This is a genomic window from Pelagibius sp. CAU 1746, assembly GCF_039839785.1.
GTDB lineage: Bacteria > Pseudomonadota > Alphaproteobacteria > Kiloniellales > Kiloniellaceae > Pelagibius.
Genome location: NZ_JBDOQT010000002.1, coordinates 942,615 through 968,312, shown reverse-complemented (window position 1 = coordinate 968,312; position 25,698 = coordinate 942,615). Strand labels below are relative to the sequence as shown.

General features: G+C 68.3%; 26 protein-coding genes. 10 read left to right on the top strand and 16 right to left on the bottom strand.

Going from position 1 to position 25,698, the window contains the following annotated elements; genetic code table 11:
- A partial coding sequence (locus AAFN88_RS21370) for a hypothetical protein (protein ID WP_347522764.1) occupies positions 1 to 228 on the bottom strand: 228 nt, incomplete at its 3' end.
- 247 nt (positions 229 to 475) lie between these two features.
- Between AAFN88_RS21370 and AAFN88_RS21365 the strand changes: the two genes are divergently transcribed.
- Positions 476 to 1,693, top strand: coding sequence for a hypothetical protein (locus AAFN88_RS21365; RefSeq protein ID WP_347522763.1), 1,218 nt, complete (start codon positions 476 to 478; stop codon positions 1,691 to 1,693).
- Positions 1,694 to 1,794: 101 nt separating this feature from the next.
- On the opposite strand, the gene AAFN88_RS21360 is transcribed toward AAFN88_RS21365, so the two are convergent.
- The gene (locus tag AAFN88_RS21360) at positions 1,795 to 2,835 is read right to left on the bottom strand and encodes an Ldh family oxidoreductase (protein WP_347522762.1); all 1,041 of its coding nucleotides are present in this window, start codon (positions 2,833 to 2,835) and stop codon (positions 1,795 to 1,797) included.
- Positions 2,832 to 4,001 carry a mandelate racemase/muconate lactonizing enzyme family protein gene (locus AAFN88_RS21355; protein ID WP_347522760.1) on the bottom strand — a complete coding sequence of 390 codons (1,170 nt, stop codon included), beginning with the start codon at positions 3,999 to 4,001 and terminating at the stop codon, positions 2,832 to 2,834. Before AAFN88_RS21355 ends, AAFN88_RS21360 begins: the two co-directional genes overlap by 4 nt.
- Before the next feature lie 151 nt (positions 4,002 to 4,152).
- Here AAFN88_RS21355 and AAFN88_RS21350 point away from each other — a divergent pair, with 151 nt between their 5' ends.
- The 5 genes from AAFN88_RS21350 to AAFN88_RS21330 all read left to right on the top strand — a co-directional run bounded on the left by AAFN88_RS21350 (position 4,153) and on the right by AAFN88_RS21330 (position 9,487).
- A complete protein-coding gene (locus AAFN88_RS21350) occupies positions 4,153 to 5,736 on the top strand; it encodes a rhodanese-like domain-containing protein (RefSeq protein WP_347522759.1) in 1,584 nt (527 codons plus the stop codon).
- A gap of 70 nt (positions 5,737 to 5,806) precedes the next feature.
- Entirely contained in the window at positions 5,807 to 6,352 is a 546-nt protein-coding gene (locus AAFN88_RS21345) for an SCP2 sterol-binding domain-containing protein (protein ID WP_347522757.1), read from the top strand.
- Position 6,353: 1 nt separating this feature from the next.
- Positions 6,354 to 7,349 (top strand): peptidase U32 family protein, encoded by a 996-nt coding sequence (locus AAFN88_RS21340; RefSeq protein WP_347522756.1) that lies wholly within the window; start codon positions 6,354 to 6,356, stop codon positions 7,347 to 7,349.
- A 29-nt stretch (positions 7,350 to 7,378) separates the two neighbouring features.
- On the top strand, positions 7,379 to 8,296 hold the full coding sequence (locus AAFN88_RS21335; RefSeq protein WP_347522755.1) for a U32 family peptidase: 918 nt from the start codon (positions 7,379 to 7,381) through the stop codon (positions 8,294 to 8,296).
- Positions 8,297 to 8,428: 132 nt separating this feature from the next.
- Positions 8,429 to 9,487, top strand: coding sequence for a tartrate dehydrogenase (locus AAFN88_RS21330; protein ID WP_347522754.1), 1,059 nt, complete (start codon positions 8,429 to 8,431; stop codon positions 9,485 to 9,487).
- A gap of 12 nt (positions 9,488 to 9,499) precedes the next feature.
- Here the strand turns inward: AAFN88_RS21330 and AAFN88_RS21325 are convergent, their stop codons facing one another.
- The 3 genes from AAFN88_RS21325 to AAFN88_RS21315 all read right to left on the bottom strand — a co-directional run bounded on the left by AAFN88_RS21325 (position 9,500) and on the right by AAFN88_RS21315 (position 12,073).
- The gene (locus AAFN88_RS21325; protein ID WP_347522753.1) at positions 9,500 to 9,871 is read right to left on the bottom strand and encodes a hypothetical protein; all 372 of its coding nucleotides are present in this window, start codon (positions 9,869 to 9,871) and stop codon (positions 9,500 to 9,502) included.
- 94 nt (positions 9,872 to 9,965) lie between these two features.
- A complete protein-coding gene (locus AAFN88_RS21320; protein WP_347522752.1) occupies positions 9,966 to 11,789 on the bottom strand; it encodes a sodium:solute symporter family protein in 1,824 nt (607 codons plus the stop codon).
- 14 nt (positions 11,790 to 11,803) lie between these two features.
- Positions 11,804 to 12,073, bottom strand: coding sequence for a DUF4212 domain-containing protein (locus tag AAFN88_RS21315; protein WP_347522751.1), 270 nt, complete (start codon positions 12,071 to 12,073; stop codon positions 11,804 to 11,806).
- Positions 12,074 to 12,293: 220 nt separating this feature from the next.
- Here AAFN88_RS21315 and AAFN88_RS21310 point away from each other — a divergent pair, with 220 nt between their 5' ends.
- Together AAFN88_RS21310 and AAFN88_RS21305 are read left to right on the top strand one after the other, a co-directional pair.
- Entirely contained in the window at positions 12,294 to 12,950 is a 657-nt protein-coding gene (locus AAFN88_RS21310; protein WP_347522749.1) for a hypothetical protein, read from the top strand.
- 6 nt (positions 12,951 to 12,956) lie between these two features.
- The gene (locus AAFN88_RS21305; RefSeq protein ID WP_347522748.1) at positions 12,957 to 15,113 is read left to right on the top strand and encodes a DUF294 nucleotidyltransferase-like domain-containing protein; all 2,157 of its coding nucleotides are present in this window, start codon (positions 12,957 to 12,959) and stop codon (positions 15,111 to 15,113) included.
- 15 nt (positions 15,114 to 15,128) lie between these two features.
- Here AAFN88_RS21305 and AAFN88_RS21300 read toward each other — a convergent pair whose 3' ends face one another.
- The 7 genes from AAFN88_RS21300 to AAFN88_RS21270 all read right to left on the bottom strand — a co-directional run bounded on the left by AAFN88_RS21300 (position 15,129) and on the right by AAFN88_RS21270 (position 21,815).
- Positions 15,129 to 15,740, bottom strand: coding sequence for a DNA-3-methyladenine glycosylase I (locus tag AAFN88_RS21300; protein WP_347522747.1), 612 nt, complete (start codon positions 15,738 to 15,740; stop codon positions 15,129 to 15,131).
- Positions 15,741 to 15,743: 3 nt separating this feature from the next.
- The gene (locus AAFN88_RS21295) at positions 15,744 to 16,034 is read right to left on the bottom strand and encodes a hypothetical protein (RefSeq protein WP_347522746.1); all 291 of its coding nucleotides are present in this window, start codon (positions 16,032 to 16,034) and stop codon (positions 15,744 to 15,746) included.
- Positions 16,035 to 16,047: 13 nt separating this feature from the next.
- Positions 16,048 to 16,674: a TetR/AcrR family transcriptional regulator gene (locus AAFN88_RS21290; RefSeq protein WP_347522745.1), complete on the bottom strand. Its 627-nt coding sequence runs from the start codon at positions 16,672 to 16,674 to the stop codon at positions 16,048 to 16,050.
- A gap of 32 nt (positions 16,675 to 16,706) precedes the next feature.
- Entirely contained in the window at positions 16,707 to 17,798 is a 1,092-nt protein-coding gene (locus AAFN88_RS21285) for an alkene reductase (protein WP_347522744.1), read from the bottom strand.
- A 118-nt stretch (positions 17,799 to 17,916) separates the two neighbouring features.
- The gene (locus AAFN88_RS21280; RefSeq protein WP_347522743.1) at positions 17,917 to 18,909 is read right to left on the bottom strand and encodes a cyclodeaminase; all 993 of its coding nucleotides are present in this window, start codon (positions 18,907 to 18,909) and stop codon (positions 17,917 to 17,919) included.
- The gene (eutB, locus tag AAFN88_RS21275) at positions 18,902 to 19,936 is read right to left on the bottom strand and encodes a hydroxyectoine utilization dehydratase EutB (protein WP_347522741.1); all 1,035 of its coding nucleotides are present in this window, start codon (positions 19,934 to 19,936) and stop codon (positions 18,902 to 18,904) included. Before eutB ends, AAFN88_RS21280 begins: the two co-directional genes overlap by 8 nt.
- A gap of 187 nt (positions 19,937 to 20,123) precedes the next feature.
- Complete coding sequence (locus AAFN88_RS21270) at positions 20,124 to 21,815, bottom strand: winged helix-turn-helix domain-containing protein (protein WP_347522740.1); 1,692 nt, start codon at positions 21,813 to 21,815, stop codon at positions 20,124 to 20,126.
- 173 nt (positions 21,816 to 21,988) lie between these two features.
- On the opposite strand from AAFN88_RS21270, the gene AAFN88_RS21265 reads away from it, so the two are divergent.
- Positions 21,989 to 22,468, top strand: a complete 480-nt coding sequence (locus AAFN88_RS21265; RefSeq protein WP_347522738.1) for a thiosulfate oxidation carrier protein SoxY — start codon at positions 21,989 to 21,991, stop codon at positions 22,466 to 22,468.
- A gap of 2 nt (positions 22,469 to 22,470) precedes the next feature.
- Positions 22,471 to 22,767, top strand: coding sequence for a thiosulfate oxidation carrier complex protein SoxZ (locus AAFN88_RS21260; RefSeq protein ID WP_347522737.1), 297 nt, complete (start codon positions 22,471 to 22,473; stop codon positions 22,765 to 22,767).
- Positions 22,768 to 22,855: 88 nt separating this feature from the next.
- Here AAFN88_RS21260 and AAFN88_RS21255 read toward each other — a convergent pair whose 3' ends face one another.
- Genes AAFN88_RS21255 through AAFN88_RS21245 form a run of 3 tightly spaced genes read right to left on the bottom strand, consistent with a single transcriptional unit; the run spans position 22,856 to position 25,672 of the window.
- Positions 22,856 to 23,323, bottom strand: coding sequence for a MarR family winged helix-turn-helix transcriptional regulator (locus AAFN88_RS21255; RefSeq protein ID WP_347522736.1), 468 nt, complete (start codon positions 23,321 to 23,323; stop codon positions 22,856 to 22,858).
- On the bottom strand, positions 23,320 to 24,591 hold the full coding sequence (locus tag AAFN88_RS21250) for a flavin-dependent oxidoreductase (protein ID WP_347522735.1): 1,272 nt from the start codon (positions 24,589 to 24,591) through the stop codon (positions 23,320 to 23,322). The genes AAFN88_RS21255 and AAFN88_RS21250 overlap by 4 nt, the downstream gene beginning before the upstream one ends.
- A gap of 31 nt (positions 24,592 to 24,622) precedes the next feature.
- A complete protein-coding gene (locus AAFN88_RS21245; RefSeq protein ID WP_347522733.1) occupies positions 24,623 to 25,672 on the bottom strand; it encodes a TRAP transporter substrate-binding protein in 1,050 nt (349 codons plus the stop codon).
- Between the last annotated feature and the right edge of the window lie 26 nt (positions 25,673 to 25,698).

Here is a 25,698-nt window from a genome sequence, read left to right as displayed (position 1 = left end):
CGGGGGAAGGTTTTTAGCCCGAAGGTCGAGCACGGGCGAACAGCCCGAGCGCAGACTGCGCAGGTTCAAATCCTGCCCCCGCAACCAACAAAAAGCCCCGCCATTCGGACGGGGCTTTTTGACGTCCAAACAAAACAAACTCCAAAAACTCAGATGCGCGCACCATTGGCGGATACCGCCCGCGGGCAAGCGAGCCTGTTCTCGGGCGATCCAAGAGAGCATATCCATTCATAATTGAACCTATGCGATAGTCCCGCTACTCTGCCTGGCGTCGCTTCGTGCCGCCGCGTCACGGAACTCTTGGAAGCCAAGGAGGTGGGCCGATGAGGCTTCCGGCGCCGCGCCGGCCCGCCCCGGACCTCGAAAATCGCGCCTGCGGGAGCAGGTTCTCCTCGATCTTGCGGAGCCCTCGGTTCTGCCGCGGCAGGAGGCGCGCCCGGTCGTGCGGGGGTAAGGCGGGCAGGGAGGGGTGAGAGTGACTGACAGCCCGGCGGAAAACCAGGCGAGCCCGGTTGCCTTGTGGCGCGCCGGCGCGGGGCTTGCGCTTGTGCTCGGCCTGCTGGCGGGCCTCAGGCTGCCGAGCATCTGGTCGGCGACGCACGCGCTTTTCGACTACCACGAAGGGTTCATCAAGCGCGGCCTCTTCGGCGAGTTCCTGTCGCTCGTCTTTGGCCACCAGCTCTCCTACTGGACCTTCGCTCTCGTCAGCTATCTGATCTTCATCCTCTGGCTGAGCCTGCTGCTGCGGCGGCTGCGCACTCTGGGCGAGACCGATCCCTGGATCTGGATCGCCGGGGCGGTGTTCTTTCTGTCGCCGGGCTTCGTCTTCCTGGTGCACGAAATCGGCTACTTCGACCACCTGGGACTGCTCTGCCTGCTGGTCTGTTTTCTGCTGCCCGCCGACCTGCGCGGTTGCCTGGCGCGAATCGTCCTCTGCACGGCCATGGTGCTGACGCACGAGGCTTTCTTCCTGATGTTCTTTCCGGTCCTGCTGTTCCAGTTCTATTTGCGGGCGACGCTGCGGCAGGAGCCTCGCGCGCTTCTGCTGACGGTGGTGCTCGCCCTGGCGGTGGCGGCCGTCACTTACCTTGTCGGCCAAGCGGCGCTGCCGCCAGGAGGAGAAGCGGCGATGGCCGCCTACCTTCAGGAACGGGCGGCGGACTTCCGGATCCGGTCGGACGCGGTGGGGATCCTGTTCCGTGACGGCGGCGACAATCTGAGGAACCAGTTCCGGATCTGGATCCGGGTGCAGGACCGCGCGCTCTACGCGGCGGTCGGCGTGCTGGTCCTGCTGCCCCTGCCCGTCCTTTTCCTGCGGCTCGCGACGGGCATGCTGCGCCGCGCGCCGGGCCGGCGCCGGCTGATGGCCTTCGGCGCCGCGGCCGCCGCCGCAGCGCCGCTTTCGCTGAACGTCGTCGCGTCGGACATGTGGCGGTTCTTCGCGCTCGCCCAGATCACGGCCTTCCTCGTCTTCCTCGCGGTCCGGGCCGAAACCGGCGCCCCCGTGGTGCAGCCCGGGCGGGCCGCGCGGACCGGCTATTTGCTGGCGACGGTGGCGGTGCTGGGGGCGCTCAGCGGCCTCCCCCTGTTCGACGGCCACGTCCCCGCGAGGCCGCCCTTCGTCGAGACGATCGGTGAGATCAGCCGGGCGCTGCGAGCGGGCGAGCCGCTGCTGCTGATGCCGACCCGGTGACGCGGCTGGTGCGGACCGGCGCGGCGGAAGGCGACGCTACCGGCTGAAACTGCCTGACCGGATATCCGCGGCTGCCCGGCCGCCGTCTCATCAGAGACCTTTCAGTCGGAGGCGCCGGCGGTCAGGGCCTCGATCTCGGCGAGCAGGTCTCGCGGCAGGACGATGCCATGGTCGAGCGCCTTGGCGCGGTGGGCCTGCTGGCGCTGTCCGGGAATGCGCACCGGCGCTGCCGGGTCGGCCGGCGGCGTCTCCTGCACCAGGCGACGGAAGCGGGCGGCCGCGGCGGCGTAGGTTTCGGCGCCGATCAGTCGATCGGGGTCCAGCAGCACGAAGAAATGGCCGCTGCCGCTGGGCCGCTCCGGATGGCCGATGCCGGAAGAGAGGCCGGTGAGGAAGCGCGCGCCCGTCGCCACGCCGGCCAGCAGGTCGATGGCCTGGGACAGCCCGGACCCCTTGTGGCCGCCGAAAGGCAGCAGGAAGCCGGCCAGGGCCGCCGCCGGATCGGTGGTCGGCCGGCCCTCGGGGTCCAGTGCCCAGCCTTCGGGGATCGGGGTGCCTTCGCGCTCGGCCCGGCGGACCCTGCCGCGCGCCGCCACGCTCATGGCCATGTCGAGGATGAAGTGCGGCGGCTCGGGGCAGGGCGCGGCGATCGACAGCGGATTGTTGCCGAGCCGCGCCTCGCGCCCTCCCCAGGGCGCCATGGTGCTGGCGGCATTGCTGCCGCCGATCAGCAGGAAGCCCCGCTCGCAGGCCTTCAAAGCATAGGGCGCCAGGGCGCCCAGGTGATTGGAGTTGCAGCAGCCGACATAGGCGATGCCGGTCTCGGCGGTCATCTCCAGGCCGCATTCCAGCGCGGTCGTGGCGACGGCTTGGCCGAGGGCGCTGTCGCCGTCGACCAGCGCCAGGGAAGGGGCCTTGCGCTCGACGGTGATCCGCGCCGCCGCCTTGATGCCGCCCTGCCGCAGGCGTTGGCAGTAGCTCGCGAGGCGCTGCACCCCGTGGGTGGCGATGCCCAGCAGGTCGCTTTCCACCAGCACATCGGCGGTCGCGGCCGCATGACCGGCTTGGGCCCCGGCGGCGGTGAGCGCGGCGGCGGCGAGGCCGCGGAGTTCCCCGGCGGGAACGGTCACCTGATCGTTCATGTCTCCGTCGCCTCGCGCAGGCAGGCGATCAGCTTGGATTTCTTCTCGAAGCCGATGCCCGGCGCGTCGGGCAGCGCGATGCGGCCGTTCTCCACCCGGGTGTCGTCGGCGAAGCCGCCGAAGGGGGCGAAGACCTCCGGGTAGGACTCGTTGCCGCCCAGCTTCAGGCCGGCCGCGATGTTCAAGGAAAGCTGATGTCCGCCGTGCGGCACGACATTGCGGCCCGAAAACCCGTGGTCGCCGAGCAACGCCAGGGTGCGCAGGTATTCGACGAGGCCGTAGCTGAGGGCGCAGTCGAACTGCAGCCAGTCGCGGTCGGGCCGCATCCCGCCGTAGCGCAGCAGGTTGCGGGCGTCCTGGTGGGAGAAGAGGTTTTCGCCGGTCGCCATGGGGCCGTCGTAGTGCTTGGCGAGTTCGGCCTGCAAGGCGAAGTCCAATGGATCCCCCGCTTCCTCGTACCAGAACAGCTTGTAGGGCGCCATGGCCTCGGCATAGGCGATGGCGGTCTCCAGGTCGAAGCGGCCGTTGGCGTCGACCGCCAGGTACCTGCCCTCGCCGACCACCTCCAGCACGGCTTCGATGCGCGCGATGTCTTCTTCCAGCGGCGCGCCGCCGATCTTCATCTTCACCACCTCGTAGCCCAGGCCGCGGTAGCGCCGCATCTCTTCCTGCAACTGGCTGTGGTCTTTCCCCGGATAATAGTAACCGCCGGCGGCGTAGACGAAGACCGAGTCGTCCACCGTGCCGTCGCCTTCGCTGTCGGCGAGATAGCGGTAGAGCGGCAGTCCGGCGATCTTGGCCACCGCGTCCCACACCGCCATGTCGACCACGCCCACCGCCACCGAGCGCTCGCCGTGGCCGCCGGGTTTCTCGTTGGTCATCATGGTGGCCCAGATCCGGCGCGGATCCAGATTGTCGCCGGCCTCGTTCAGCAGGCTCTCCGGAGCGGCCTCCTTCAGGCGCGGCAGGAAGCGCTCGCGCAGCAGGCCGCTGGCGGCATAGCGGCCATTGGAATTGAAGCCGTAACCCACCACCGGCTTGCCGTCGCGCAGCACGTCGGTCACCACGGCGACCACGCTGGCGGTCATCTTGGAGAAATCGATATAGGCGTTGCGGATCGGAGAGGAGATCGGCACGACGGTTTCGCGGACTTCGACAATGCGCATGGGGATCGAATCGGCTCGACTGGTTGCGGCGGGAAGGAGTGACCTTGCCATATAGAATGTTCGGCGTGCTCCTGTCGAGCCGCCTTCGCCCTTGAAGTCTGTGCCGATCCCCGCATGCTTGGCGGCCCAATGAAAAGAGGAGTCGTTTGCCGTGAGCCGTGAAGTTTCCGCCGCCGAAGCCAAGACCTGGGTGCATGACGGGGCGGAGATCGCCTTTCTCGACGTCCGCGAGGCCGGGGAGTTCGGTGAGGGGCACCCGCTCTTCGCGGTGCCTTGTCCCTACAGCCTCCTGGAATCGCGTATCGCGGATCTCGTGCCGCGCCGCGCCGTGCGGGTGCTGCTGATCGACGGCGGCGACGGCGTCGCCGCGCGCGCCGCCCAGGCCCTGGAAGACCTGGGCTATGGCGACGTCGCCTGGGTTGGCGGCGGCGCGGCGGCCTGGGCGGCGGCGGGATTCGGCCTTTTCAAGGGCGTGAACGTCCCCTCCAAGACCCTCGGCGAGCTGGCCGAACACGCCTGGCACCCGGAGACCGTCACCGCGGCGACATTGAAAGGCTGGCAGGACGAGGGCCGTCCCCTCCGCTTCTTCGACTGCCGCCCGCCGGCGGAGTACGCCAAGATGCGGGTGCCCGGCGCCGTTTGCCTGCCCAACGGCGAGTTGGCGCACCGCTTTCCGGTGGCCGTCCCGACGGCGGAGACGCCGGTGGTGGTGACCTGCGCCGGGCGTACGCGCAGCATCGTCGGGGCGCTGGGCCTGCGCCTGGCCGGCGTGGAGGCGCCGGTCTATGCCCTGGAGAACGGTACTCAAGGCTGGCAACTGGCCGGCTACGCGCTGGAACGCGGCAACACGGCGGCGCGCTATCCGAAGCTCGACGCCGCCGCCGCCGCCGCGACCCGCGGCCGCGCGGAGGACCTGCTGGCCCGCCGGGAGATCGCCCGTGCCGGCGCGGCGGAGGTGGCCGCGTGGCGGGCCGAGGCGGGGCGCACGACCTACTGCTTCGATCTGCGCACGGCGGAGGAAGCCGCCGCGGCTCCGGCACCGGCCTTCACGCCGGCGCTCTCCGGGCAATTGGTGCAGGCCACAGACCAATGGGTCGGCGTGCGCCACGCGAGACTGGTGCTGCTGGACGACCTGGGCCTGCGCGGCGCCATCGCCGCCTTCTGGCTGCGCCAGTTGGGCTATGACGTGGCGGTGGCGACTTACACTCCCGAGTTTGCGGCCTTGCCGCCGGCGGAAGGCGCGCCGCCTTTGCCGCAGGTGGAGGAGGTCGAGGCCACCGACGCCTGGACGGCGGTCCGGGCGGGCCGGGCCCGGCTCGTCGACGTGCGCTCCTCGGCCGCCTATCGGGCGGGTCGTACCGCCGGGGCGCTCTGGGGAATCCGCCCCCGCCTGGCGCAGCTTGCGCTGGACCGCGCTCTGGCGGTCCATCTCGTCGGCGAGGATGCGGCGGTGACGGCCCTGGCGGCGGCGGAGCTGCGCCGGCTGGGGCACGCAGAGGTGTCTGCCGTGCGCGGCGGCCAGGGCGCCTTGAGCGCGGCCGGGGCCGAGGCGGCGGCGAGTCCGGAGACCCCGGATCCCGCGGCGGCCATCGACTTTCTCTGGTTCGTGCACGACCGCCACGACGGCAATCTGGAGGCTTCGCGGGCCTATCTGGCCTGGGAGCAGGGCCTCATCGCGCAGCTCGATGCCGACGAGCGGGCGGCCTTCGCCTTGGCGCAGACGCCGCCCGGCTGAAGCATCGGGGGCGGCCTGTCATTGCGCTAGCGCAAGGCCGCGGGGGGCGAATGCGGATTAGGATGCGGCCATGTCTCAGGCCGATAGCATTCCCCTTCTTCCGCAGCCGCTGCGCATTTTTCTCCAGCCCCTGCCGCTGTTTCCCCTGCGGTTCGCCTTGAGCCGCGTGGTGGCCCGTATGGCGGTGGAGCGCCCGGCGATCTTCCGCCGCCTCGGGAGCCACGCCGACAAGGTCTACCTCATCGACGCGGTCGATCTTCCCTTCGTGTTCCGCCTGCGTCCGGTTGCGGCGCGGCCCTCCATCGACCTCTGCCGCCGCAGCGCTGCGGAGCCCTGGGACGCCCGCATCGCCGGCCCCCTGGCGGCCCTGTTGGGCATGATCCACGGCAGTTTCGACGGCGATGCCCTGTTCTTTTCCCGCGACATCGTCGTGGAAGGGGATACCGAGGCCGTTCTCGCCCTGCGCAACGCCCTCGACGATGCGGAAATCGATCTGCTGTCGGAAGCGGCCGGGCTGCTCGGCCGGCCGGGCGGAGTCTTCGAACGGGCCGGCCGCGGCGTGCTGTCCGAGGCCAGCCGCCTGACGGGAGTCAGCCTGGTGCGGGGGGAACCCTAGCATGGGGCAGGGAAGCGGGCTCGAACTCGTCTGCCCGGCCGGTACGCCCGCGGCCCTGCGCGCCGCGGTGGAGGCTGGCGCCCATTCCGTCTACTGCGGCTTCAGGGACGAGACCAACGCGCGGAACTTCCCCGGCCTCAACTTCTCTCCGGAGGAGATGGCGGAGTCGATCGACTACGCTCATGAGCGCGGCGCGCGCGTCCTGATCGCCATCAACACCTTTCCGCGCGCCGGCGCCGAGGCGCTGTGGCACCGTGCCGTGGACACCGCCGCGCAGCTCCGCGCCGATGCCGTGATCCTGGCCGACCTGGGGCTGCTTGCCTACGCCGCCGAGCGGCAGCCCGGCCTGCGGCGCCATCTTTCGGTCCAGGCTGCGGCGGCCAACGCCCGGGCCATCGAGTTCTACGCCCAGGCCTTCGGCGTGCGCCGCGTGGTGCTGCCCCGCGTTCTCACCGTGCAGGAGATCGCCGCCATCAACGCCGCCGTATCTTGCGAGACCGAGGTCTTCGTCTTCGGCGGCCTCTGCGTCATGGCCGAGGGGCGTTGCGCGCTGTCGTCCTATGCCACCGGGAAGTCGCCGAACATGCACGGCGTCTGCTCGCCGGCCAGCCACGTGCGCTATCAGGAAGAAGACGGCGAACTGGTCTCGCGCCTGGGGGATTTCACCATCGACAGGGTGCCAGCGGGGGAGCCCGCGCCCTATCCGACCCTGTGCAAGGGCTGCTTTTCCGCCGGCGGCCGGCGCGGCCACGTCTTCGAGGATCCCGTCAGCCTGGATGCGGCCACGCTGATCGGCCAGCTCGCGGAGGCCGGAGTCACGGCGCTGAAGATCGAAGGACGCCAACGCAGCCGCTCCTACACCAAGGCGGTGGTGACGAGCTTCCGCCGCGCCGTCGACGCCCAGGCCGAGGGCCGCGCTATCCCCGCCGGCGAACTGCGGCGCCTGAGCGAGGGGCAGACGACCACCGCCGGCGCCTACCGCAAGACCTGGCGCTAGCTGCTGCCGCCGGGAAGGAAAGGAAGAGCATGACCCAACTGACCCTCGGCCCGCTGCTGTTCAACTGGCCGGCGGAGCGCTGGAGCGACTTCTACGCCCGCATTGCCGACGAGGCGCCGGTCGATCGTGTCTGCCTGGGCGAGGTGGTCTGTTCCAAACGCCTGCCGTTCTACGCGCAGCGTATTCCGGATGCCATCGAACGCTTGCAGCGCGCCGGCAAGACCGTCGTGCTGTCGTCCCTGGCGCTGGTCACCCTGGCGCGCGAACAGCAGCTTTGCGCCGACCTGGCCGCCAGCGACGGGATGGAGGTCGAAGTCAACGACCTGACCATGCTCGCCCATCTCGCGCCGGGGCGCGCCTTCGCGGTGGGCCCCTTGGTGAACATCTACAACGAGGGCACGTTGGGCTTTCTCGCCGGCCGTGGCGCGCGCCATGTCTGCCTGCCGCCGGAATTGCCGCTGGCCTCCGTCGCGACCCTCGCGGCCGCCGGCGGGGCCCTGGACATCACGACGGAGGTCTGGGCCTTCGGGCGCTTGCCGCTGGCGATTTCCGGGCGCTGCTATCATGCCCGGGTGCACGGCCTGGCCAAGGACTCCTGCCAGTTCGTCTGCGGCGAGGATCTCGACGGCCTGCCGGTGGAAACCCTGGACGGCGAGGACTTCCTTGTCATCAACGGGGTGCAGACGCTTTCCTTCGCCCATGCCAGCCTGCTCGGCGACCTGGAAGCCCTGAAGGGCGCCGGGGTGGCGTCGCTGCGGCTGTCGCCCCAGGACTGCGACATGGTGCAGGTCGCCCGGCTCTTCCGGGACGCGATCGACGGCCACCTTTCTCCGGGTGCGGCGCAAGAGGTCCTGGCCGCGCAGTTGCCGGCGGCTGCCTTCGCCAACGGCTTTCTCTCCGGCAGGCCCGGCGCGGAGGCCGTGGAGCACGACTGGTCTGCTGCCTGAGCCGCTGGCGTAGAGTCTCCGGCCTGCCGCTGGCCGCCGTTTGGCTTGGACGCCGTCATGGTGTATTTCCGGTCTTGAGGAAATGACCCGGCCGGTTCCGCGGCGCGGGCGAGGACAGCGGAAAGACGAACCATGAGAAAGCACAAGATCGCCGTGGTGCCGGGTGACGGCGTCGGCCCCGAGGTTATCGCTGCCGGCCTGGAGGTGCTGCAAGCCGTGGCCGCGGCCGACGGCGGCTTTGCTGTCGAGTCCGAGAGCTTCGACTGGGGTTCCGACCGTTACCGCCGTCTCGGCCGCATGATGCCGGAGGACGGCGTCGAGACCCTGCGCGGCTTCGACGCGATCTACTTCGGCGCCGTTGGCGATCCGGAAATTCCGGACCACATCACCCTCTGGGAATTGCGCCTGGCCATCTGTCAGGGCCTGGACCAGTACGCCAACGTGCGTCCGACGCGCCTGCTGCCCGGCATGCAGGGGCCGCTGCGCCCCGAACTGGGCGAGCAGATCGACTGGGTCATCGTGCGCGAGAACTCCGAAGGCGAGTACGCCGGCGTCGGCGGGCGCGTCCATGCGGGGCTTCCCCTGGAAACCGGCATCGACGTCGCCGTCTTCACGCGCGAGGGCGTCGCGCGCATCTGCCGTTTCGCCTGCGAGCTGGCAAGGAGCCGCCCGCGCAAGCGCCTGACGGTGGTCACCAAATCCAACGCCCAGCGCCACGGCATGGTGTTCTGGGACGCGGTCTGCCGCGAGGTGCTGGCGGACTTCCCGGACCTGGACGTCGACTTCAAGCTGGTCGACGCCATGGCCGCGCGCATGGTGACGCATCCGGGCGACATCGACACGGTGGTGGCCACCAACCTGCACGCCGACGTGCTCTCCGACCTGGCCTCCGCGCTGACCGGCAGCCTCGGCAACGGCGCCACCGCCAACATCAATCCCAATGCCGGCGTGCCTTCGATGTTCGAGCCGATCCACGGCTCGGCCTTCGACATCACCGGCAAGGGGATCGCCAACCCGGTCGGCGCTTTCTGGACCGGCGCCATGATGCTGGAGCACCTGGGCGAGGACGCGGCGGCCGAGCGCCTGATGAAAGCGGTGGAGAGGGTGACGGAGAACGGCCCCCGGACCCCGGACATGGGCGGCCAGGCCGGCAGCGCCGACGTCACCAAGGCGGTGTTGGCGGCGCTGTAAGCGCGACAGGATCTACTTGCCGAAGATCTTCACGTAGATGGTGTCATAGAAGGCCTGGGCGATATCGCCTTCCAGGGGGAAGGACAGCATCCCCATGACCGAATAGCCCAGCAGCCAAGGCATCAGGTAGAAGCGGACCATGAAGAAGAACCAGGCGACGAAGAGCGGCACCAGTGGCTCGATCAGGAAGCCCGGCGTCACCGGCTTGAAGACTCTGAGGACCGGGTCGGTGGTCTTCACGAAGGCCTTCATGAAGAACCAGTCGGAATCGATCGGCAGGAAGAGGTTCATGGCGACCCGGCCGATCAGGGTCCACATGACCACGCCGAGGGCGTAGTCGATCGCCACGACCCAGATCGGAAAGACGGAGAGCGGATCGGTCATCTTGGCAGTCTAGCGCTTCGGGTAATTTGGACCGAAAGAAAAAGGGTGGCGGAGAGGCTCCGCCACCCAAGGTCTTCTTTCCGCCGTGTTCAGGTCAGTGGGCGGCGCCGAGGATCGTCTTGCCGGAAGGCACGCGAACCTCGTCCACCATGGCCTGGGTTTCCGCATCGGGCGCGGGGGTCATCAGACTGACGACCACCATGGCCACGAGGCTCACCGGCATGCCGATGATCGCGAAGCGCAGGTGGTCGATGCCGAACCACGGCGTTCCGCCCATGCCTCCAGGGAAGACATAGTACAGATAGGCCGAACCGGCGACGAAGCCGAAGACCATGCCGGCGATCGCTCCTTGTGTGTTGGCCCGCTTCCACCAGACGCCCAGCACCAGCGGGAAGAACAGGCCCGATGCCGCGAAGCAGAAGGCCCAGGCCACCGCGCCCAGGATACCGGTGAGCTGCAGGCTGGCGATGATCGCCGCCAAGGCCCCGATGACGATCAGCAGAACGCGCGCCACGATGAGGCGGTGACGCGTGTCGGCCTTCGGATCGATGATCTTGTAGTAAAGATCATGGCTGAGCGCGTTGGCGATGGCCAGCAGCAGGCCGTCGGCCGTCGACATGGCTGCCGCCAGACCGCCGGCGGCGACCAGGCCGGAGACGACGTAGGGCAGGCCGGCAATTTCCGGCGTTGCCAGCACGACGATGTCGGGCCGCATGAAGAACTCGTTCAGCTGCAATATGCCGTCGCCGTTACTGTCGGACAGCCATAGCATCTGCACGCTTTCCCAGTTCTGCACCCAGGCCAAACTCTTCACCGCCTCGAAGGACTGCCCGATGATGGCGGTCGGCAGGGTCGGATCGAGGAGCTGCAGCTTGGTCAGCGTGGCCAGGGCCGGCGCCGTGAAGTACAGCAGGAAGATGAAGAACAGGGAGAAAGCCACGGACTTGCGTGCCGCGCGCACCGATGGCGTCGTGAAGTAACGCATCAGGATGTGCGGTAGCGAGGCCGTGCCGGTCATCATGCAGAGGGCCAGGGTCACGAACTTCCAGCTGTCCATGCCCCCCTGCGGGTCGTTGTGAGGCGTCGTCAGAATTCTGACGCCCCCGAAAGGCGCACCTTCCGTCGCCGCCGTGCCGAGGCTGACCAGAGGCTCCAGTTCCTGGATACGCAGGACGGCATCACCGTAGGAGAAGTGCGGAATTATGCCGAAGCCTTGCTTGTTGGACATCCAGATGACCGGTGCGAGATAGGCGATGATCAGCACGATGTACTGGGCAACCTGCGTCCAGGTCACCGCCCGCATGCCGCCCAGCATGGAACACAGCAGGATGCCGAGAAGGCCGACCCAGACGCCCGCTTCGAAGGGAATGTGCAGGGCGCGGGCGGCGATGGTGCCGGAGGCGTTGATCTGCGCGGTCACGTAGGTGAAGGACGCCACCACCAGAACGACGATGGCGCAGAACCGCGCCAGGTTGCCGCCATAGCGGGTGCCGATGAAGTCCGGCACGGTGTAGCAGCCGAACTTGCGCAGGTAGGGCGCCATCAGGGAGTTGACCAGCACGTAGCCGCCGGTCCAACCGACGATGAAACCCAGATAGCCGTAACCGCCGAAATAGATGCCGCCGGCGAGGGCCACGAAGGATGCGCCGGACATCCAGTCCGCCGCCGTCGCCATGCCGTTGTATACGGCGGGCACTTCGCGCCCGGCGACGTAGTAGGCTTCAACCTGCATGGTGCGGGAGAGCCAGCCGATGACTGCGTAGATGACCACGGTGAAGGCGACGAAACAGATGCCGATAGTGTTGGCGCCCACGCCGAACTGTTCAAGAATGGCCATCAGGATGATGAAGACCAGGAACCCGCCGGTATACATCGCATATACGCGGCCGAGGTTCTCGATAAAGCTACCTTTTATCATGATGGATGCTCCCCCTATTCCTCACCGCCGCCGAGACCGGCTTCGTCGTCGATCGCATCCTGCCGCCAATTCTGAAAGAAGATCAGCAGCACGAAAACGATCAGCGACCCTTGAACGATGAAGTAGTAGCCCAGCGGAAAGCCGAGAAAGGACAATTCGTTGAGATCTTTGGCGAACCAAGGAACTACAAAGGAGAAGATGAACCAGATCACCAGGACCAAGACTGTCAGGTTTCTCGTTTTGGCCCAATGGCGCTGCTTAGCGTCTTGACTGACTTCAGGCATGTTATCCCCCGCATCAATTATTGTATTTTACCCCACTATTATGACCCCATTGGCGGATAACTGGGATCACGCCAGGATTGTACAAAAATGGGTAGCATTGTAATACCAATAATGAGGGCGGGCCGTCGAATTTTGGTCTGGATGGAAGGCCAGTCGGCTGAAACCGGCGCAACAGGGGGTTTTGCGGGTGATCCCAAGCCTTAAGACGGCACGGGCATTTTTGCCTGAATTCATTGCCCGGTTGACGGTCCGGCGCGAATCGGAGCCGGTCGATTCGCTTTCCGGCCTCCACCGATTCGTTTCCACACGCGCGGCGTTCATCGCCCAGAAGACGCTCTATGGTTACCTGAAGACCCGTATGGGCACGCGTTATCCCAGCATGTTCGAGGACGATTTCTTCGTCAGCTCGATCAACGTCGCCAAGATGCACGTCTATGCCGCCTGTCTGTCCGACTTGGCGGTCTTCGCGGTTCGGCGCGCGTTCTGCGATGCCGCGGTGGACGACGGCCTGCGCCGGCGGGCGGCCCTCGGCTGCTACGAGCGCGGGCTGGCCGACAATGCCGAGCAGGCGGCGGGAGCCGAGGCCTTTTCTCCGTCCGAGGCGCTGCAAGCCTTCGAGCGGCGCCTGGCCTTCTTCGACTGGCACGGGGGGGCCGGCGGCAGCGATCTCTTCACGGAGAGCCCCTCGGCCTTGGTGCGTTGGGCGCCCATCGCGCCGGAGTTGAAGCAGTTCGACCGGGAAATCGTGGAGAACTCCGTCAGGTTCGCTTGGCGCGAGGTGCGGCGTCAGTTCGAGAAGCGTATCGACGGCGCCGCCGTCGCCGCGGAGGCCCAGGCCGCGGGAGCGGAAACCCGGGCCGCGGGAGCGGAGGAGTGAGCGCCGATGAGCTTCCTCCGCGCCGGGGATAGTCTTTCCGGTCTGCCGCTGGGCGCCGTTCCGGCGGTGGCGCTGGATTTGGAGACCACGGGCCTGGATGTCGCCAACGACCGGATCGTGGAGGTCGCGGCGGTGCGCCTGCAGTCCGACGGCGGCGGCGCCGAGAACCGCTTTAGCCGGCTGGTCAATCCGGGGCTTCCGATCCCGCAGTCCTCGACCCGCATCCACGGCATTTCCGACGAAGAGGTGGCAGGCGCCGAGGCCTTCGCGGAGATCGTTCCGGAGCTCAGCCAATGGGTCGGCCGCTCGCTGGTGATCGGCTACGCCTTGGGCTTCGACCTGGCCGTGCTGAAGGCGGAGCACCAGCGTTACGGCATCGACTGGACCGCCCCGCGCTCCATCGACGTGCGTTACCTCGTGCAGTTGGTGGCGCCGGACCTGCCCAACCAGTCGCTGGAACTGGCGGCGAAGTGGCTGGGGGTGGAGATCGGCGAGCGGCACCGGGCGCTGGGCGATGCCGAGACCGCGGCGCGGATCTTCACCGCCCTGGTGCCGCGCCTGAGAGAAAAGGGAATCGTCACCCTGGCCCAGGCGGAGCGGGTCTGCCGCAATCTCACGACCCGCCTGGAGGAAGAGGCTCAGGCCGGTTGGCACGAAGTGCTTCACGACAGCCGCATAGCCCCCGAAAGCGTTGCCGAATACGCCCGCATCGACAGCTTTCCCTACCGCCACCGGGTTTACGACGTCATGCGTTTTCCGGCGGTGACCCTGCCTCCGGCGACAGCGGTCCGCGAAGCCCTGGCGCTGATGATGGCAAAAGGCATCTCCTCCGTCTTCGTCGACCCTCCGGAAGGCCGGGAGCCGGAGGGAAGCTACAGCATCCTGACGGAGCGCGACCTGCTGCGCGCCTTCAACAGCAACGTGGCCGGGGTGCGCGACGCGCCGATCGCCCGCTATGCCAAGGGCCCGCTGGTCACCGTCGACAGCGAGGAGTTCGTCTACCGCGCCATCGCCAGCATGTCGCAGCGGGGGTTCCGCCATCTCGGCGTGCGCGATCCGCAAGGCAAGCTGGTGGGGGCGATCTCGGCGCGCGACCTGCTGCGCCAGCGCGCCAGCGATGCTCTCGCGCTGGGCGACAGCCTGGAACGCGCGGCCAGCCCCGCCGATCTCGGCCGTATCTGGTCGGGCCTCACCACCGTGGCGCGCGGCCTGGTCTTCGAGGAGGCGGACCCGCGTGACATCGCCGCCATCATCTCGCGCGAGCTGCGGGCCTTGACCCGGCGCGCCTGCGAGCTGGCGGAAAAGGAGATGGCCGATCAGGGCAAAGGCGCACCGCCCTGTCCCTACGCCATGATGGTGCTGGGTTCCGGCGGGCGCGGCGAGAGCCTGTTGGCCATGGACCAGGACAATGCCATCGTCTTCGATGCGGGCACGGCGGAGGACGGCGCGCCCGGCGGCGCGGCCGACCGCTGGTTCGAACGGCTCGGCACGCTGGTCGCGGACATGCTGAACGAGGCCGGTGTGATCTACTGCCCCGGCGGCATCATGGCCTCCAAGCCCGAGTGGCGCCTGGATGTGGCCGGCTGGCGCCGCCGCCTTGAAGTCTGGATCACCAAGGCGCGGCCCGAAGACCTGCTGAACAGCGACATCTTCTTCGACGCTGTGTCGGTCTACGGCGAACGCGCCCTGGCCGAATCGCTCTACCGGGAGGCCCAGGCCGCGGCGGGGGGATCGCGCAACTTCATCATGGCCATGACCCTGAAGGCCGGCGACTTCCAGCCGCCGCTCAACTGGCTGGGGCGGCCGCGGCTGGAAAACGGGCGCATCGATCTGAAGAAGAGCGGTCTCATGCCGATCTTCTCGGCGGCGCGCATCGTTGCGCTGAGCCACAAGTTGGATGCCCGCTCGACGCCGGAGCGCCTGGAGGCGGCGCGCCAGCGGGACCTTTTCGACGGCGCGGTGATCGGCAAGCTGATCGAGGCGCACAGAATCCTGCTGGGCGCGATCCTGCGCCAGCAGTTGCGTGACATCCAACACGGCATCGCCTTGTCCAACAAGGTCGCCCCCGGCGAGATGCCGGCCCACGAACGTCAGCAGCTCACCTGGGCCCTGGGCCAGGTGGATAGCGTCCGTGATCTGCTGGGCAGGCCGGCGGTGGGGTGAGAGGGCGCCACCTCCTCACCTTGCCGGCCGCTTGAATCCTTTGCGCGCTTTCTCGGCCTTGGCCCGCATCGCGCAGTCCTCCACGTGGTCGTTGATCAGGCCCATGGCCTGCATGAAGGCGTAGACCGTGGTCGGGCCGACGAACTTCCAGCCGCGCTTCTTCAGTTCCTTCGACAGCGCCACGGATTCCGGGGAGGTGGAGGCGCTCTGCGGTTTGCCGAGAGTCTTGGGGTCGGGCTCGTAGCGCCAGAGGAAGGCGGCGAGCGAGCCTTCGGCCTTCACCATTTCTTTGGCCCGCTTGGCGTTGTTGAGGACCGCCTCGATCTTGCCGCGGTGGCGGACGATGCCTTCGTCCTTCAATAGCCTTTCGACGTCGCGCTGGGTGAAGCGGGCGATCTTGTCGAAATCGAAGTCCTTGAAGGCGGCGCGGAAGTTCTCCCGCTTGGCCAGGATGGTGCGCCAGCTTAGCCCCGACTGGAAGCCCTCCAGGCAGAGCTTCTCGAAGAGGCGGCGGTCGTCGCCGACCGGAAAGCCCCACTCGCCGTCGTGATAGGCGAAGAACTCCGGCGCGGCGGCGCACCAGCGGCAACGCGGCTTGCCGTCGGGGCCGGGAACCGTCGTGCCCATGGCTCAGGCCTCGACCAGGAAGCCCAGGCGCTCGTCGGCGCGCGAGGGCGTGAGCTCGATGATCTCGGCGGTGACCACCTTTTCCGCGACGAAGGGGTCGGCCTCGACCCGGCTTTGAAGGTCTTCGCGCGAGGTGTTGTGCGCCACCACGCCGCCGCCCAAATTCGGTTGCAGGCTGCCGGCCAGCAGGAACACGCCTTCGTCGAAGCCCTGTTGAAGCCAGGCCTTGTGGCCTTCCATGAAATGGCCGGCCCGGCTCTTGTCGTCGGTGAACTTGAGCTGCACGATGAACATCCGTCGAAGTCTCCTAGTGTCCGGCCCGGCGCTTGTGCCGCCGGGCGCCGTTCTTTGCTGCGGTGGGCTTCGCTTCCGCGACGCGGGCGTCCAGCCAGTCGAAGAGCGCTTCCACCTCGCGCCGGACGAAGGCGTCGTCCTGGTAGGCGTTGGCCAGGGTCGCGACGCCCTGGCTGGCGGCAAGCAGGTGCAGCGCCAGGGCGTCGGCCTCGGCCCCGTGGCCCAGTTCCTCGAACTGGCGGCGCAGCCAGGTCCGGAAAACGGTAAACAGCGCCTTGGCCTCGCCCTGTGCCTCGTGGTTCAGCTTGGCCAGCTCGCTCGACAGGGTGCCCAGCGGGCAGCCGTAGCGTTTGATGTCCGCCTGGTTGGTGACCAGGATACTGATGTAGCAGCGGATGCGCTCGGCGGGCGATTCCGTCTCTTCCTCCCAGCGGGCCAGCATCGCCCGCCGGTCGGCCAGGCGCTGCTCGATCACCGCCGCCAAGATCTCGTCCTTGGTCTTGAAGTAGTAGTAGAAATTGCCGCGCGAGATCCGCACTTCATCGGCGATGTCGGCGAAGGAGGTGTGGTCGTAACCCTGCCGGTAGAACAGCCGGTCGGCGGCCTCGACGATCTGCTCGCGGGTGGTCTTGTCGCTCATTATCTCGCCTCCCGTCCGGCGGCACCCCGGTCTCAGGCCGCCGCCACGTACGCGCTTCGGTAGGTGGGATAGTCGGTATAGCCCGCTTCGCCGCCGCCGTAGAAGGTCGTGCTGTCGGCCTCGTTCAGGGGCAGGTTCTCCCGATAGCGGCGTACCAGGTCCGGATTGGCGAGGAAAGGCGTTCCGAAGGCGATGAGGTCGGCCGCGCCGTCGCGCAGCGCCGCCCGGGCTCGGTCCAGGTCGTAACCGTTGTTGGCGATGTAGGGGCCGTCGAACTTCGTGCGCAGGGCGCGGTAGTCCACGGTGCCGGCCCTGGTCAGCATGTCGCCTTCCAGGACGTGCAGGTATGCCAGGCCGCGCGGATTGAGCTGGCCCACGAAGTATTCGAAGTGCCCTTGGGGATCGGAGTCCGACATGCCGTTGAAGGCGTTCTCGGGTGTCAGGCGCAGGCCCACGCGTGCGGCCGGCCAGACCTCGCAGACCGCCTCCAGGACCTCGTTCAGCAGCCGCATCCGGTTCTCCACGCTGCCGCCGTAGGCGTCGCCGCGCCGGTTGCTGCCGTCGCGCAGGAACTGGTCGATGATATAGCCGTTGGCGCCGTGCACTTCGACGCCGTCGAAGCCGGCGCGCCGGGCCATTTCGGCGCCGTGGCGGAACTGCGCCACGATATCGCGCACTTCGTGGGTTTCCAGGGCGCGCGGCGTCACGAAGTCCTGCATCCCGCTATAGGTCACCGCCTGACCCGCCGGGCGCAGCGCCGAAGGCGCGACCGGGGGCGTAGCGTCCGGCTGCAGGCTGGGGTGTGAGATGCGCCCGCAGTGCTGTAGCTGAGCGAAGATACGCCCGCCGGCGGAGTGGACCGCATCGGTGAGGGTCAGCCAGCTCGCCGCCTGGGCGTCGGTGAAGATGCCCGGCGTGAAAGGATAGCCGATGGCCTGGGCCGAGACCGGCGCAGACTCGGTGACGATCAGCCCGGCGCTGGCGCGTTGCTGGTAGTAGGTCGCCATCAGCGGCGGCACCACGCCGTCGGCGCCGGCGCGGTTGCGCGTCATCGGCGCCATGACCATACGGTTGCTGAGAGTCAGATCGCCCAGTTGAACGGGGGCGAAGAGGTCTGCGGCCATGAATTTCTCCCGGGGGTCCGATAAGGATATTAGGACAATTGTCCAAATTCTAATCCTATAATTAGGACGACCGTCCAAACCTGTCAAGGGGGTGGGCGTCAACCGCGAGGCGATGGCGCTACGACTGGAACACGGTCCCCGCGCCGGCGCCGCGCGCGCGGGCCACGGCCAGGGTGGCGATGGCGGTGTCCTGTACGCCGGTGCCGGTGAGGTCGCAGAGCACGCACTGCCGGTCGTTCTCGCGGCCCGCCTTGCTGCCGGCGATGATCTCGCCCAGTTCGGGGAAGGCGGCGTGGGCGTCGACCTTGCCGGCCTCGATGGCGTGGTGCAATTCGCCCAGCAGGCGCACCTGGCTCAGGCGGTCGCAGACGTAGACGTCGGCGGCCGCCAGGGCTTCCGCCGCGATTTCGTTTTTGTAAGCGGCATCGGAGCCCATGGCGATGAAGGTGAGGCCCGGACGCAGGTGGTCCGCATCGATCAGCGGCTTGTTCGACGGCGTGGTGGTGATGACCACGTCGCTCTGCGCGCAGAGGGCGGCGATGTCGTTACAGGCACTGATCGGGATGCCCAAGGCCTCGGTCATCTCCTGGGCGCAGGCTTCGGCGTTGCCGCCGTCGCGCGCCCAGACCAGGGCGCTCTCCAGCGGGCGCACGAGGCTCAGCGCCTTAAGCTGCAGGCGCGCCTGCACCCCGGCGCCGACGATGCCCGCTGTCCTCGCGTCCTTGCGCGCCAGCCAGTCGGCGGCGACGCCGCCTGCCGCCGCCGTGCGCAGTTCGGTCAGGTAGCCGTTGTCCAGCAGGATGGCTTCCACCAGCCCGGTCTTGGCGCTGAACACCACCATCAGGCCGTTGAGGCTGGGCAGGCCGATCTTGGGGTTGTCGAAGAAGCCGGGGCTCATCTTTATGGCCAGGGAGTCGAGGCCCGGCACGTAGGCGGTCTTCACGTCGATCTCGCCGTTGGCCTCGGCGATTTCCAGATGCAGCACCGGCGGCATGATCACCGGCTTGGTGGCCAGCGCCTTGAAGGCGTCTTCGATGCAGCAGACGATGTCGCGGTCCAGGCTCAGCAGATCGCGCAGATCGGACTCGCTGAGGATGCTCACGTCAGGCATGGCGTCGGTCCTTGTTTGCCCTGCCGGACGCCTGCGCCTGGCGTTCGGCCAGCAGGTCCGGGTTCTCGCCGGCGGCGATGCGCTGGTGCAGGGTCATGTCGATGTTGCCGCCGCTGAGCAGCGCGACGGTGACGCCCCACTCGGGCCGCGGCGGGCCGAGCAGTGCGGCGATGCCCACGGCGGCGGCGCCTTCGATCACCTGGCGCTCCTCGGCATAGGCGTGGCGGATGGCTTCGGCGATCTCCGCCTCGCCGACCAGCAGCACCTCGTCGACCAGGTCGCGCACCATGGCGAAGGTGTGGCGGTTGTTGAGGCCGATGCCGCCGCCCAGGGAGTCGGCCAGGGTCGGCAGTTCCTCGACGGAGACGGGCTCGCCGGCCTGCAGGCTTTCGTGCATGGCCGCGCCGCGCTGCATGGAGATGCCGGCGACGCGGATCGAGGGCTTCATCGTCTTGGCCGCCATGGCAATGCCGGCGATGAGGCCGCCGCCGGATAGAGGCACCAGCAGAGTCTCGGCCTCCGGCAGATCCTCCAGCATCTCCAGCCCGAGCGTCCCCTGACCGGCGATGATGTCGGCGTGGTCGAAGGGCGGCAAGGAAACCATGCCCTCTTCGGCCACCAGCCGGTCGACCTCGATCTGGGCATCGTCTTGGGAGAGGCCGACGATGCGGGCTTCGGCGCCCAGGGCCTCGATCGCCTCCACCTTGTTGGCCGGCACCAGTGAAGACATGCAGACGATGCAAGGGATGCCCGCCGCGCGCGCCGCATGGGCCAGGGCGCGGCCGTGGTTGCCGGTCGAGGCGGCGACCACCCCTTTGGCCCGCTGCGCCTCCGGCAGCGCCAGCACCGCATTGGTCGCGCCGCGCAGCTTGAAGGCGCCGGTGATCTGCTGGTGCTCGCACTTCAGGTGGACCGGCGCGCCGTGGCGGGCGGTGAGGCTGGGCGAGGCGATCAGCGGCGTGTGGCGCAGATGGCCGGCCAGGCGGCGGCGCGCGGCCAAGGTGTCGGCCAGTTGCGGGTGTTTCAACGGCGGAGGCTTCAACGGTTGATCCGGGCCGGCCATAGGGCACCTTTCCTCGGGGTCTTTCTATTGGATCCGCTGCGGCCCCAGCGGCTCGCGAAGGAAAAGGCTTAACACAGGCCGAACGGCGATTGAAACCCGGCCGCCGGACTTCGGCTCCCGTCGCCCCGCCGCTTCGCTGCGCCGTAGCAGTTTAGGAAAGCCCCGCTTTCCGCAGCGCGCCGACGAAATGGTCGCGGTCCACCGGGTCCTTGAAGGGAAAGGCCTTCGAAATGGCGGTCAGGGAGAAGTCCGGGTTGAGGATATGCACCTGCTCGGCTTCCCAGCCGGCGTCGTCCATGCGGCCTGCCTGGGCATAGGCCGCGGCCAGCCAGATGTGCAGGCGCTCGGAGGAGGGATTGCTCTCGATCCCGGCGAGGAAGGCCTCGATGGCCTTGTCGTAGTCGCGCAGCACGAAGTAGGCCTGTCCCAGGTGGAATTGATAGTTGAAGGGGTGGTGCGGATTAAGCCGCATGGCCTGTTGCAGGCGCGCGACGCTCTCTGCCGGGCGGCCGGCGTAGTAGAACAGCGTGGCCATCAGCACATGGGCGTTGGCGTAGTTGGGATCCAGCGCCAGGGCCTTTTCCACCTCCACCATGGCCTTGATCTCTTCGCCGCGCTCGCGGAACACCAGGCCGGTGATGAAGTAGGACAAGGGTATCGCCGGATCGGCGGCGATGGCGCGATGCGCCTCCGTCTCGGCGCGCCGCAGCGCTGCCCCGCGGTCGCCGGCCCAGCCGTTCGCCGCGTCGAAGACATGGGTCCAGGCCAGCATGGCGTGCGCCATGGCGAAGCCGGGGTCCTGCGCCACCGCGTCTTCGAAGAACGCCCGGGCCTTGGCGTTTTCCGCCTTGTTTCGATAGAGGTAGAAGTGCTGCCGGCCGAGTTGGAAGGCCCGGTAGGCCGCGGCGCTGGAGGTGCGCACCACCAGCAGGCGTTCGCTCTCGCCGGCGCCGGTCCTGCCCGTCAGCAAGGGCATCACGGCTTGCAGCACCTTGTCCTCTACGTCGAAGATGCCCCCCGCGGCACTGTCATAGCTTTCCGCCCAGCGGTGGCTGCCGTCCCTGGCGTCGACCAGTTGCACGTTGATCCGCAGGTCCGCCCCCTTGCCGCGCAGGGTACCGTGCAAGATGTAGTCCACGCCCAGGCGCCGCGCGATCTCCCGGTAGTCGAAAGTGTCTTCCTTGTAGAGGAAGGCGGAATCGCGGGCGATGACCAGCAGGTCCCGTGACTTCGCCAGCGCCGTGGTCAGATCGTCGGTCAGGCCGTCGGCCAGAAGCTCCCGGCTGTCGAGCGCGTCGAGCGGCTGGAAAGGCAGGACGACGACGGCGTTTCGTGCGGGGAGCGGGTCGGAGGCCTCGGGTCGGCTGTCGCGTTGGGCGGTCCACAGCAGGCCCGCCGCGGCGACGGCCAGCAGCACCGCCGCAGCCGCCGCGCGCCGCGGTCCGCTGCCGGGGCGGCCGGAGACGGGGGCGGCGGCCTCGGCCCGACCCGCCGTTTCCAGGCCGGGCTGCGGCGCCGCCAGCAGGCGGTAGCCGCGCTTCGACAGGGTTTCGATGATGCGCGGCTCTTTCGGGTCGTCGCCCAGCGCCTTGCGCAGCTTGAAGATGATGCTGGTGAGCGCGTCGTAGCCGACGACGCGGCCCTGCCAGACTGCGTCCTCGATCTCGGATCTCGAGACGACTTCGCCGGGGCGGCCGGCAAGAAAGGTGAGGACTTTGATGGCTTGCGGCTGCAATCGGACGTCGCGGCCGCCGCCTTGGATCCGGCCGCTCGCCGGGTCCACACGGCAGTTCCCGATCCGGTAGGGTTCTCGAAGATCGATGAAACCGGACTGGCTTTTCATGGTCACCCCCCAAGCCCCGGACAAGGGATGGTTGAGGTCGGAACCAATAAACTACTGATTTTCAATAGTAATCAAAAAGACAGAATAAAACCAGCAAATCGTCATAACTTCCGCGCCGCGCCGCCCTAGCCTCGGCTCCGTCATTGGCGAACCAGGTGGAGGGAGCAGCGAAAATGGAACGCAGAGTCTTTCTTCAAGGTGCCGCGGCCTGCGGTCTCGCGATGCTTGGCGGAGCGGTCTTGCCCGCCGTGGCGCGGGGCGCCGCGGCGACGGCTTTCGACGCGCGCCGCGAGGACGAAGTCCTTTCCCTGCTGTTTCCCGGGCTGCGTCCACGGCCGAGCGCTTCGGTGGAGTTGAGCGTCCCCTATCTTGCCACGCCGGGTCAGGCGATCATGGTCCGGGCGGCCTATCGCCGCGAGCCGGTACAGGGGCTCGCGATCACGGCTCCGAAGGCCGGGCGGCCCCTCGTCGCCCTAGCGGTCTTGCAGAACGCGGCCGGCGCCTTCGGCCTGCGGATGCGCCTGGAGCGCAGTTCGCCGGTCGTCGCCTATGTCCTGACCCAGAGCGGCCTCTATTCGGCCGCGCGCCGCGTCAAGGTGACCTATGGCGGTTACGGCATGGGCTTCGGCCAACGCGAAAAGTGGGGAGGCTGATCATGGAAAAGACGACGCGGATGAGGCTGCGGCGGCAGGGTTCGCTGAACGAGGTTCTGGTTCTCGTGCGCCATCCCATGACTGCCGCCGGCAGTGGGTCCGAGGACGGCGGCTGCATCGAGAAACTGTCGTGCCGCTGCAACGGCGCGGCCGTGGCCGAGGTCTATACCGGCGCCAACGTGGCCGAGAACCCGCTCTTCGTCCTGGCCGTGGAGGAACTCCGCTCCGGCGACCTGCTGGAGGTCTGCTGGCGCGACAGCGGCGGCGGCCGGGGGCAGGCGGCCTTGCTGGCCGACTGACCTTGACGGTGCCGGGGTCGGGACTCCGGCCGTTGGGCCGGGACCGGGGTTCACGCCGGCCGGGCGCCGGGGCGAGGCGCGCTTTCCCTCACAGCCTGCCGCTTGCGGTCAGGCGGTGCAGCAGCCGCTTCAGCGACCGCCGCTCACTGACGTTCAGGGGGGCCAGCAGCAGCTCCTCGGCCTCCAGGATGTGCCCGCGCAGGGCGGTGAAGAAGGCGGTGCCCGCCGGTGAGAGCGAATAGCCGGCGCGCCGGCCGTCGTGGTCCTGGCTGCGCTTCACCAGGAACCCTGCTTCCAGCAGCGGCTTGACGGCGGTGGTGACGACCGAGGGTGCGGTCACCATGCCTTCGGCGAGTTCGCCATGGGTGAGTCCGGGGTTGAGCTCCACCAGCTCCAGGATGCCGTACTGCAGCGGCGAAAGGCCGCTGCCGTCGAAGGCCTTGGCAAAGGCCTGCTGGCTGCGCAGATGGCTGCGCCGGAACAGATGGCCCAGGGTGTCGTGCAGCAGGCCGCTGCGCAGCGGCCCCTCGTGCTTTGCCGCGCCGCTCTTGCTCATGCCGCGCCTTGAGGGAGTTGCACGATGGAGGGACGGCCGTTCAGCGCGTCCTTGTCGAAGCCGGCCAGTTTTTTGTACGTGGCGGCGGTGTCTTCCAGCTCCTTCGGCGACAGCACCTCTTCGATGCGCCGGAAGCCGTCGGGCGCCAGCTCCTCGACCCGCTGCATCACCTGCTCGGGGCCGTTCTGGCGGTTGGCCAGCACGATCTTGGCGGTGGCCGGGCGGCGCTCGGCCTCATAGGACGCCAGGGCCGCGGGCGTCTCTCCCTGGATGAGGATTTCGCGGGTCAGCACCCGGGCGTCGAGGATCGCCTGGGAGGCACCGTTGGAGCCGATGGGGTACATGGCGTGCGCCGCGTCGCCCAGCAGCGTCGCCCGTCCTTCGGTCCAATGCGGCAGGGGGTCGCGGTCGACCATGGGATACTCGTAGATCGCGTCGGCGGCGCGGATTAGCGCCGGCACGTCGAGCCAGTCGAAGACCCAGTCCTCGAACTGCGGCAGGAAGTCGGCCGGGTTGCCGGGACGGTTCCAGTCCTCGCGGCGCCAGCCGTGGTCGGCGGTGAACTTGCGCTCGGCGATGAAGTTGATGAGCGCCTTGCCGCCGGTATCCGGTCCCGACAGTGGATAGCAGACGAACTTCTGGAACTCGTGCCCGGCCATGATCATAGAGCGCCCGGTGAGGTAGGGCTTCGCGCGCGCCGTGCCGCGCCACAGGATGGCGCCGTTCCAGATCGGCGCGCCCTCGCCGGGGTAGAGGCGGCGGCGCAGGCTGGAGTGGATGCCGTCGGCGCCGATCAGCAGGCTGCCCTCGGCCGTGCCGCAGCGGGCGCCGGTCTTCTTGTCGATGAAGCCGGCGGCGATGCCCTTGTCGCTCTGCTGCCAGTCGTCCAGGTGCCGGCCGGCGACGATGTTCTCCGCGCCGATGCGCTGCTTGGCGGCTTCGAACAGCATCATCTGCAGCTGGCCACGATGGATGGAGATCTGCGGCCAGCGGTAGCCCGCGGCCTCGCCGCGCGGCTCCGACCAGATGAGTTGGCCGCGCTTGGAATAATAGGCCAGCTCGGCGGTGCGCAGGCCCAGGCGGTCCAAGCCGGGCAGCAGACCCAGCTCGTCCAGCTCGCGCACCGCGTGGGGCAGCAGGTTGATGCCGACCCCCAGCGGCCGGAGCTGGGCGGAGGTCTCGAAGACCTTCACCGGCACTCCGGCCTGATGCAGGGAGAGGGCGAGGGTCAGTCCGCCGATGCCGGCGCCGGCGACGAGGACGGTCATGGCGGTCCTCCCTCCACCGTTCCGGGCGGCCTTACTCGGCGCCCGCGTACTCGGCGATCAACGCCTTGGCATCGGACACCATGGCGGCACCGTCATAGCCCTTGGCGTTCATCTCCTCGATCCACTGGTCGGCCAGCGGCGCCGCCGCCGCCTTCCAGCGGGCCACCTCCGCTTCGTCCAGGGTGATCATCTTGTTGCCCGACTTCTTGGCGATGGCGATGCCGGGGGCGTCGCCCTCGTCCATCACGCGGCCGACCCATCTGGAGGTCTCGAGGCCGGAGTTGGCGTCGATCACGGCCTTGAGGTCGCCGGGCAGGGAGTCGTACTTGGCCTTGTTCATGGCGAAGACGAAGGTCGAGGTGTAGAGCCCGCGCGGCCCTGCGAAGTCGGTGTGGCTGTCGACCAGTTCGGCCACCTTCAGCGGCGCCGTCACCTCCCAGGGGATCACCGTGCCGTCGATGACGCCCTTGGAGAGGGCTTCCGGCATGGCCGGCACCGGCATGCCCACCGGCGTCGCGCCCAGCGCCGACAGCAGGGCGTTGGCCTGGCGCGTCGGGCCGCGCAACTTCAGGCCCTGCATGTCCTCCAGCTTGGTGACGCCGTCACCCTTCACATGCAGCAGGCCGGGGCCGTGGACATGCATGGCGATCAGGTGCACGTCCTTGAACTCGTCGGTCAGGTACTTTTCGTAGAAGCGCCAGGCCGCCTGCGAGGTGGCCTCCGCGCTGGCCGGCATGAAGGGCAGCTCGAAGGCCTCGGTGCCGGGGAAGCGGCCGGGGGTGTAGCCGGGCAGGGTCCAGACGATGTCGACCACGCCGTCGCGGGCCTGGTCGTAGAGCGCCGGCGGCTTGCCGCCCAGTTGCATTGCCGGGTAGAGCTCGAACTTGATGCGCCCGCCGGACTCCTTCTCCACCTTTTCCGCCCAGGGGGCGATGAAGTTCTTCGGCACCGGGGCCTGCGGCGGCAGGAACTGGTGGATACGCAGGGTGACTTCCTGCGCGGCGGCCGGGCCGGCCGGGCCGGCGAAGGCCGCCGTGGCGACCACGGCGGTGGCGCAAAGGGTCTTGAAAAACGACGTCATGGTGTCTCCTCCCGGAATGTCCCGGA

Bases quoted from the DNA above. Each gene is read 5' to 3' on its own strand.
- AAFN88_RS21250 (WP_347522735.1), bottom strand. From the start codon at position 24,591: ATGACCGTCCTCGTCGCCGGCGCCGGCATCGGCGGACTGACCCTCGCC.
- AAFN88_RS21345 (WP_347522757.1), top strand. From the start codon at position 5,807: ATGTCTCAGGCCGATAGCATTCCCCTTCTTCCGCAGCCGCTGCGCATT.
- AAFN88_RS21300 (WP_347522747.1), bottom strand. From the start codon at position 15,740: ATGGGCACGACGGTTCCCGGCCCCGACGGCAAGCCGCGTTGCCGCTGG.
- AAFN88_RS21260 (WP_347522737.1), top strand. From the start codon at position 22,471: ATGGAAAAGACGACGCGGATGAGGCTGCGGCGGCAGGGTTCGCTGAAC.
- AAFN88_RS21265 (WP_347522738.1), top strand. From the start codon at position 21,989: ATGGAACGCAGAGTCTTTCTTCAAGGTGCCGCGGCCTGCGGTCTCGCG.
- AAFN88_RS21315 (WP_347522751.1), bottom strand. From the start codon at position 12,073: ATGCCTGAAGTCAGTCAAGACGCTAAGCAGCGCCATTGGGCCAAAACG.
- AAFN88_RS21335 (WP_347522755.1), top strand. From the start codon at position 7,379: ATGACCCAACTGACCCTCGGCCCGCTGCTGTTCAACTGGCCGGCGGAG.
- AAFN88_RS21255 (WP_347522736.1), bottom strand. From the start codon at position 23,323: ATGAGCAAGAGCGGCGCGGCAAAGCACGAGGGGCCGCTGCGCAGCGGC.
- AAFN88_RS21305 (WP_347522748.1), top strand. From the start codon at position 12,957: ATGAGCTTCCTCCGCGCCGGGGATAGTCTTTCCGGTCTGCCGCTGGGC.
- AAFN88_RS21355 (WP_347522760.1), bottom strand. From the start codon at position 4,001: ATGCGCATTGTCGAAGTCCGCGAAACCGTCGTGCCGATCTCCTCTCCG.
- AAFN88_RS21290 (WP_347522745.1), bottom strand. From the start codon at position 16,674: ATGAGCGACAAGACCACCCGCGAGCAGATCGTCGAGGCCGCCGACCGG.
- AAFN88_RS21295 (WP_347522746.1), bottom strand. From the start codon at position 16,034: ATGTTCATCGTGCAGCTCAAGTTCACCGACGACAAGAGCCGGGCCGGC.
- AAFN88_RS21330 (WP_347522754.1), top strand. From the start codon at position 8,429: ATGAGAAAGCACAAGATCGCCGTGGTGCCGGGTGACGGCGTCGGCCCC.
- AAFN88_RS21285 (WP_347522744.1), bottom strand. From the start codon at position 17,798: ATGGCCGCAGACCTCTTCGCCCCCGTTCAACTGGGCGATCTGACTCTC.
- AAFN88_RS21270 (WP_347522740.1), bottom strand. From the start codon at position 21,815: ATGAAAAGCCAGTCCGGTTTCATCGATCTTCGAGAACCCTACCGGATC.
- AAFN88_RS21325 (WP_347522753.1), bottom strand. From the start codon at position 9,871: ATGACCGATCCGCTCTCCGTCTTTCCGATCTGGGTCGTGGCGATCGAC.
- AAFN88_RS21245 (WP_347522733.1), bottom strand. From the start codon at position 25,672: ATGACGTCGTTTTTCAAGACCCTTTGCGCCACCGCCGTGGTCGCCACG.
- AAFN88_RS21320 (WP_347522752.1), bottom strand. From the start codon at position 11,789: ATGATAAAAGGTAGCTTTATCGAGAACCTCGGCCGCGTATATGCGATG.
- AAFN88_RS21280 (WP_347522743.1), bottom strand. From the start codon at position 18,909: ATGCCTGACGTGAGCATCCTCAGCGAGTCCGATCTGCGCGATCTGCTG.
- AAFN88_RS21340 (WP_347522756.1), top strand. From the start codon at position 6,354: ATGGGGCAGGGAAGCGGGCTCGAACTCGTCTGCCCGGCCGGTACGCCC.
- AAFN88_RS21360 (WP_347522762.1), bottom strand. From the start codon at position 2,835: ATGAACGATCAGGTGACCGTTCCCGCCGGGGAACTCCGCGGCCTCGCC.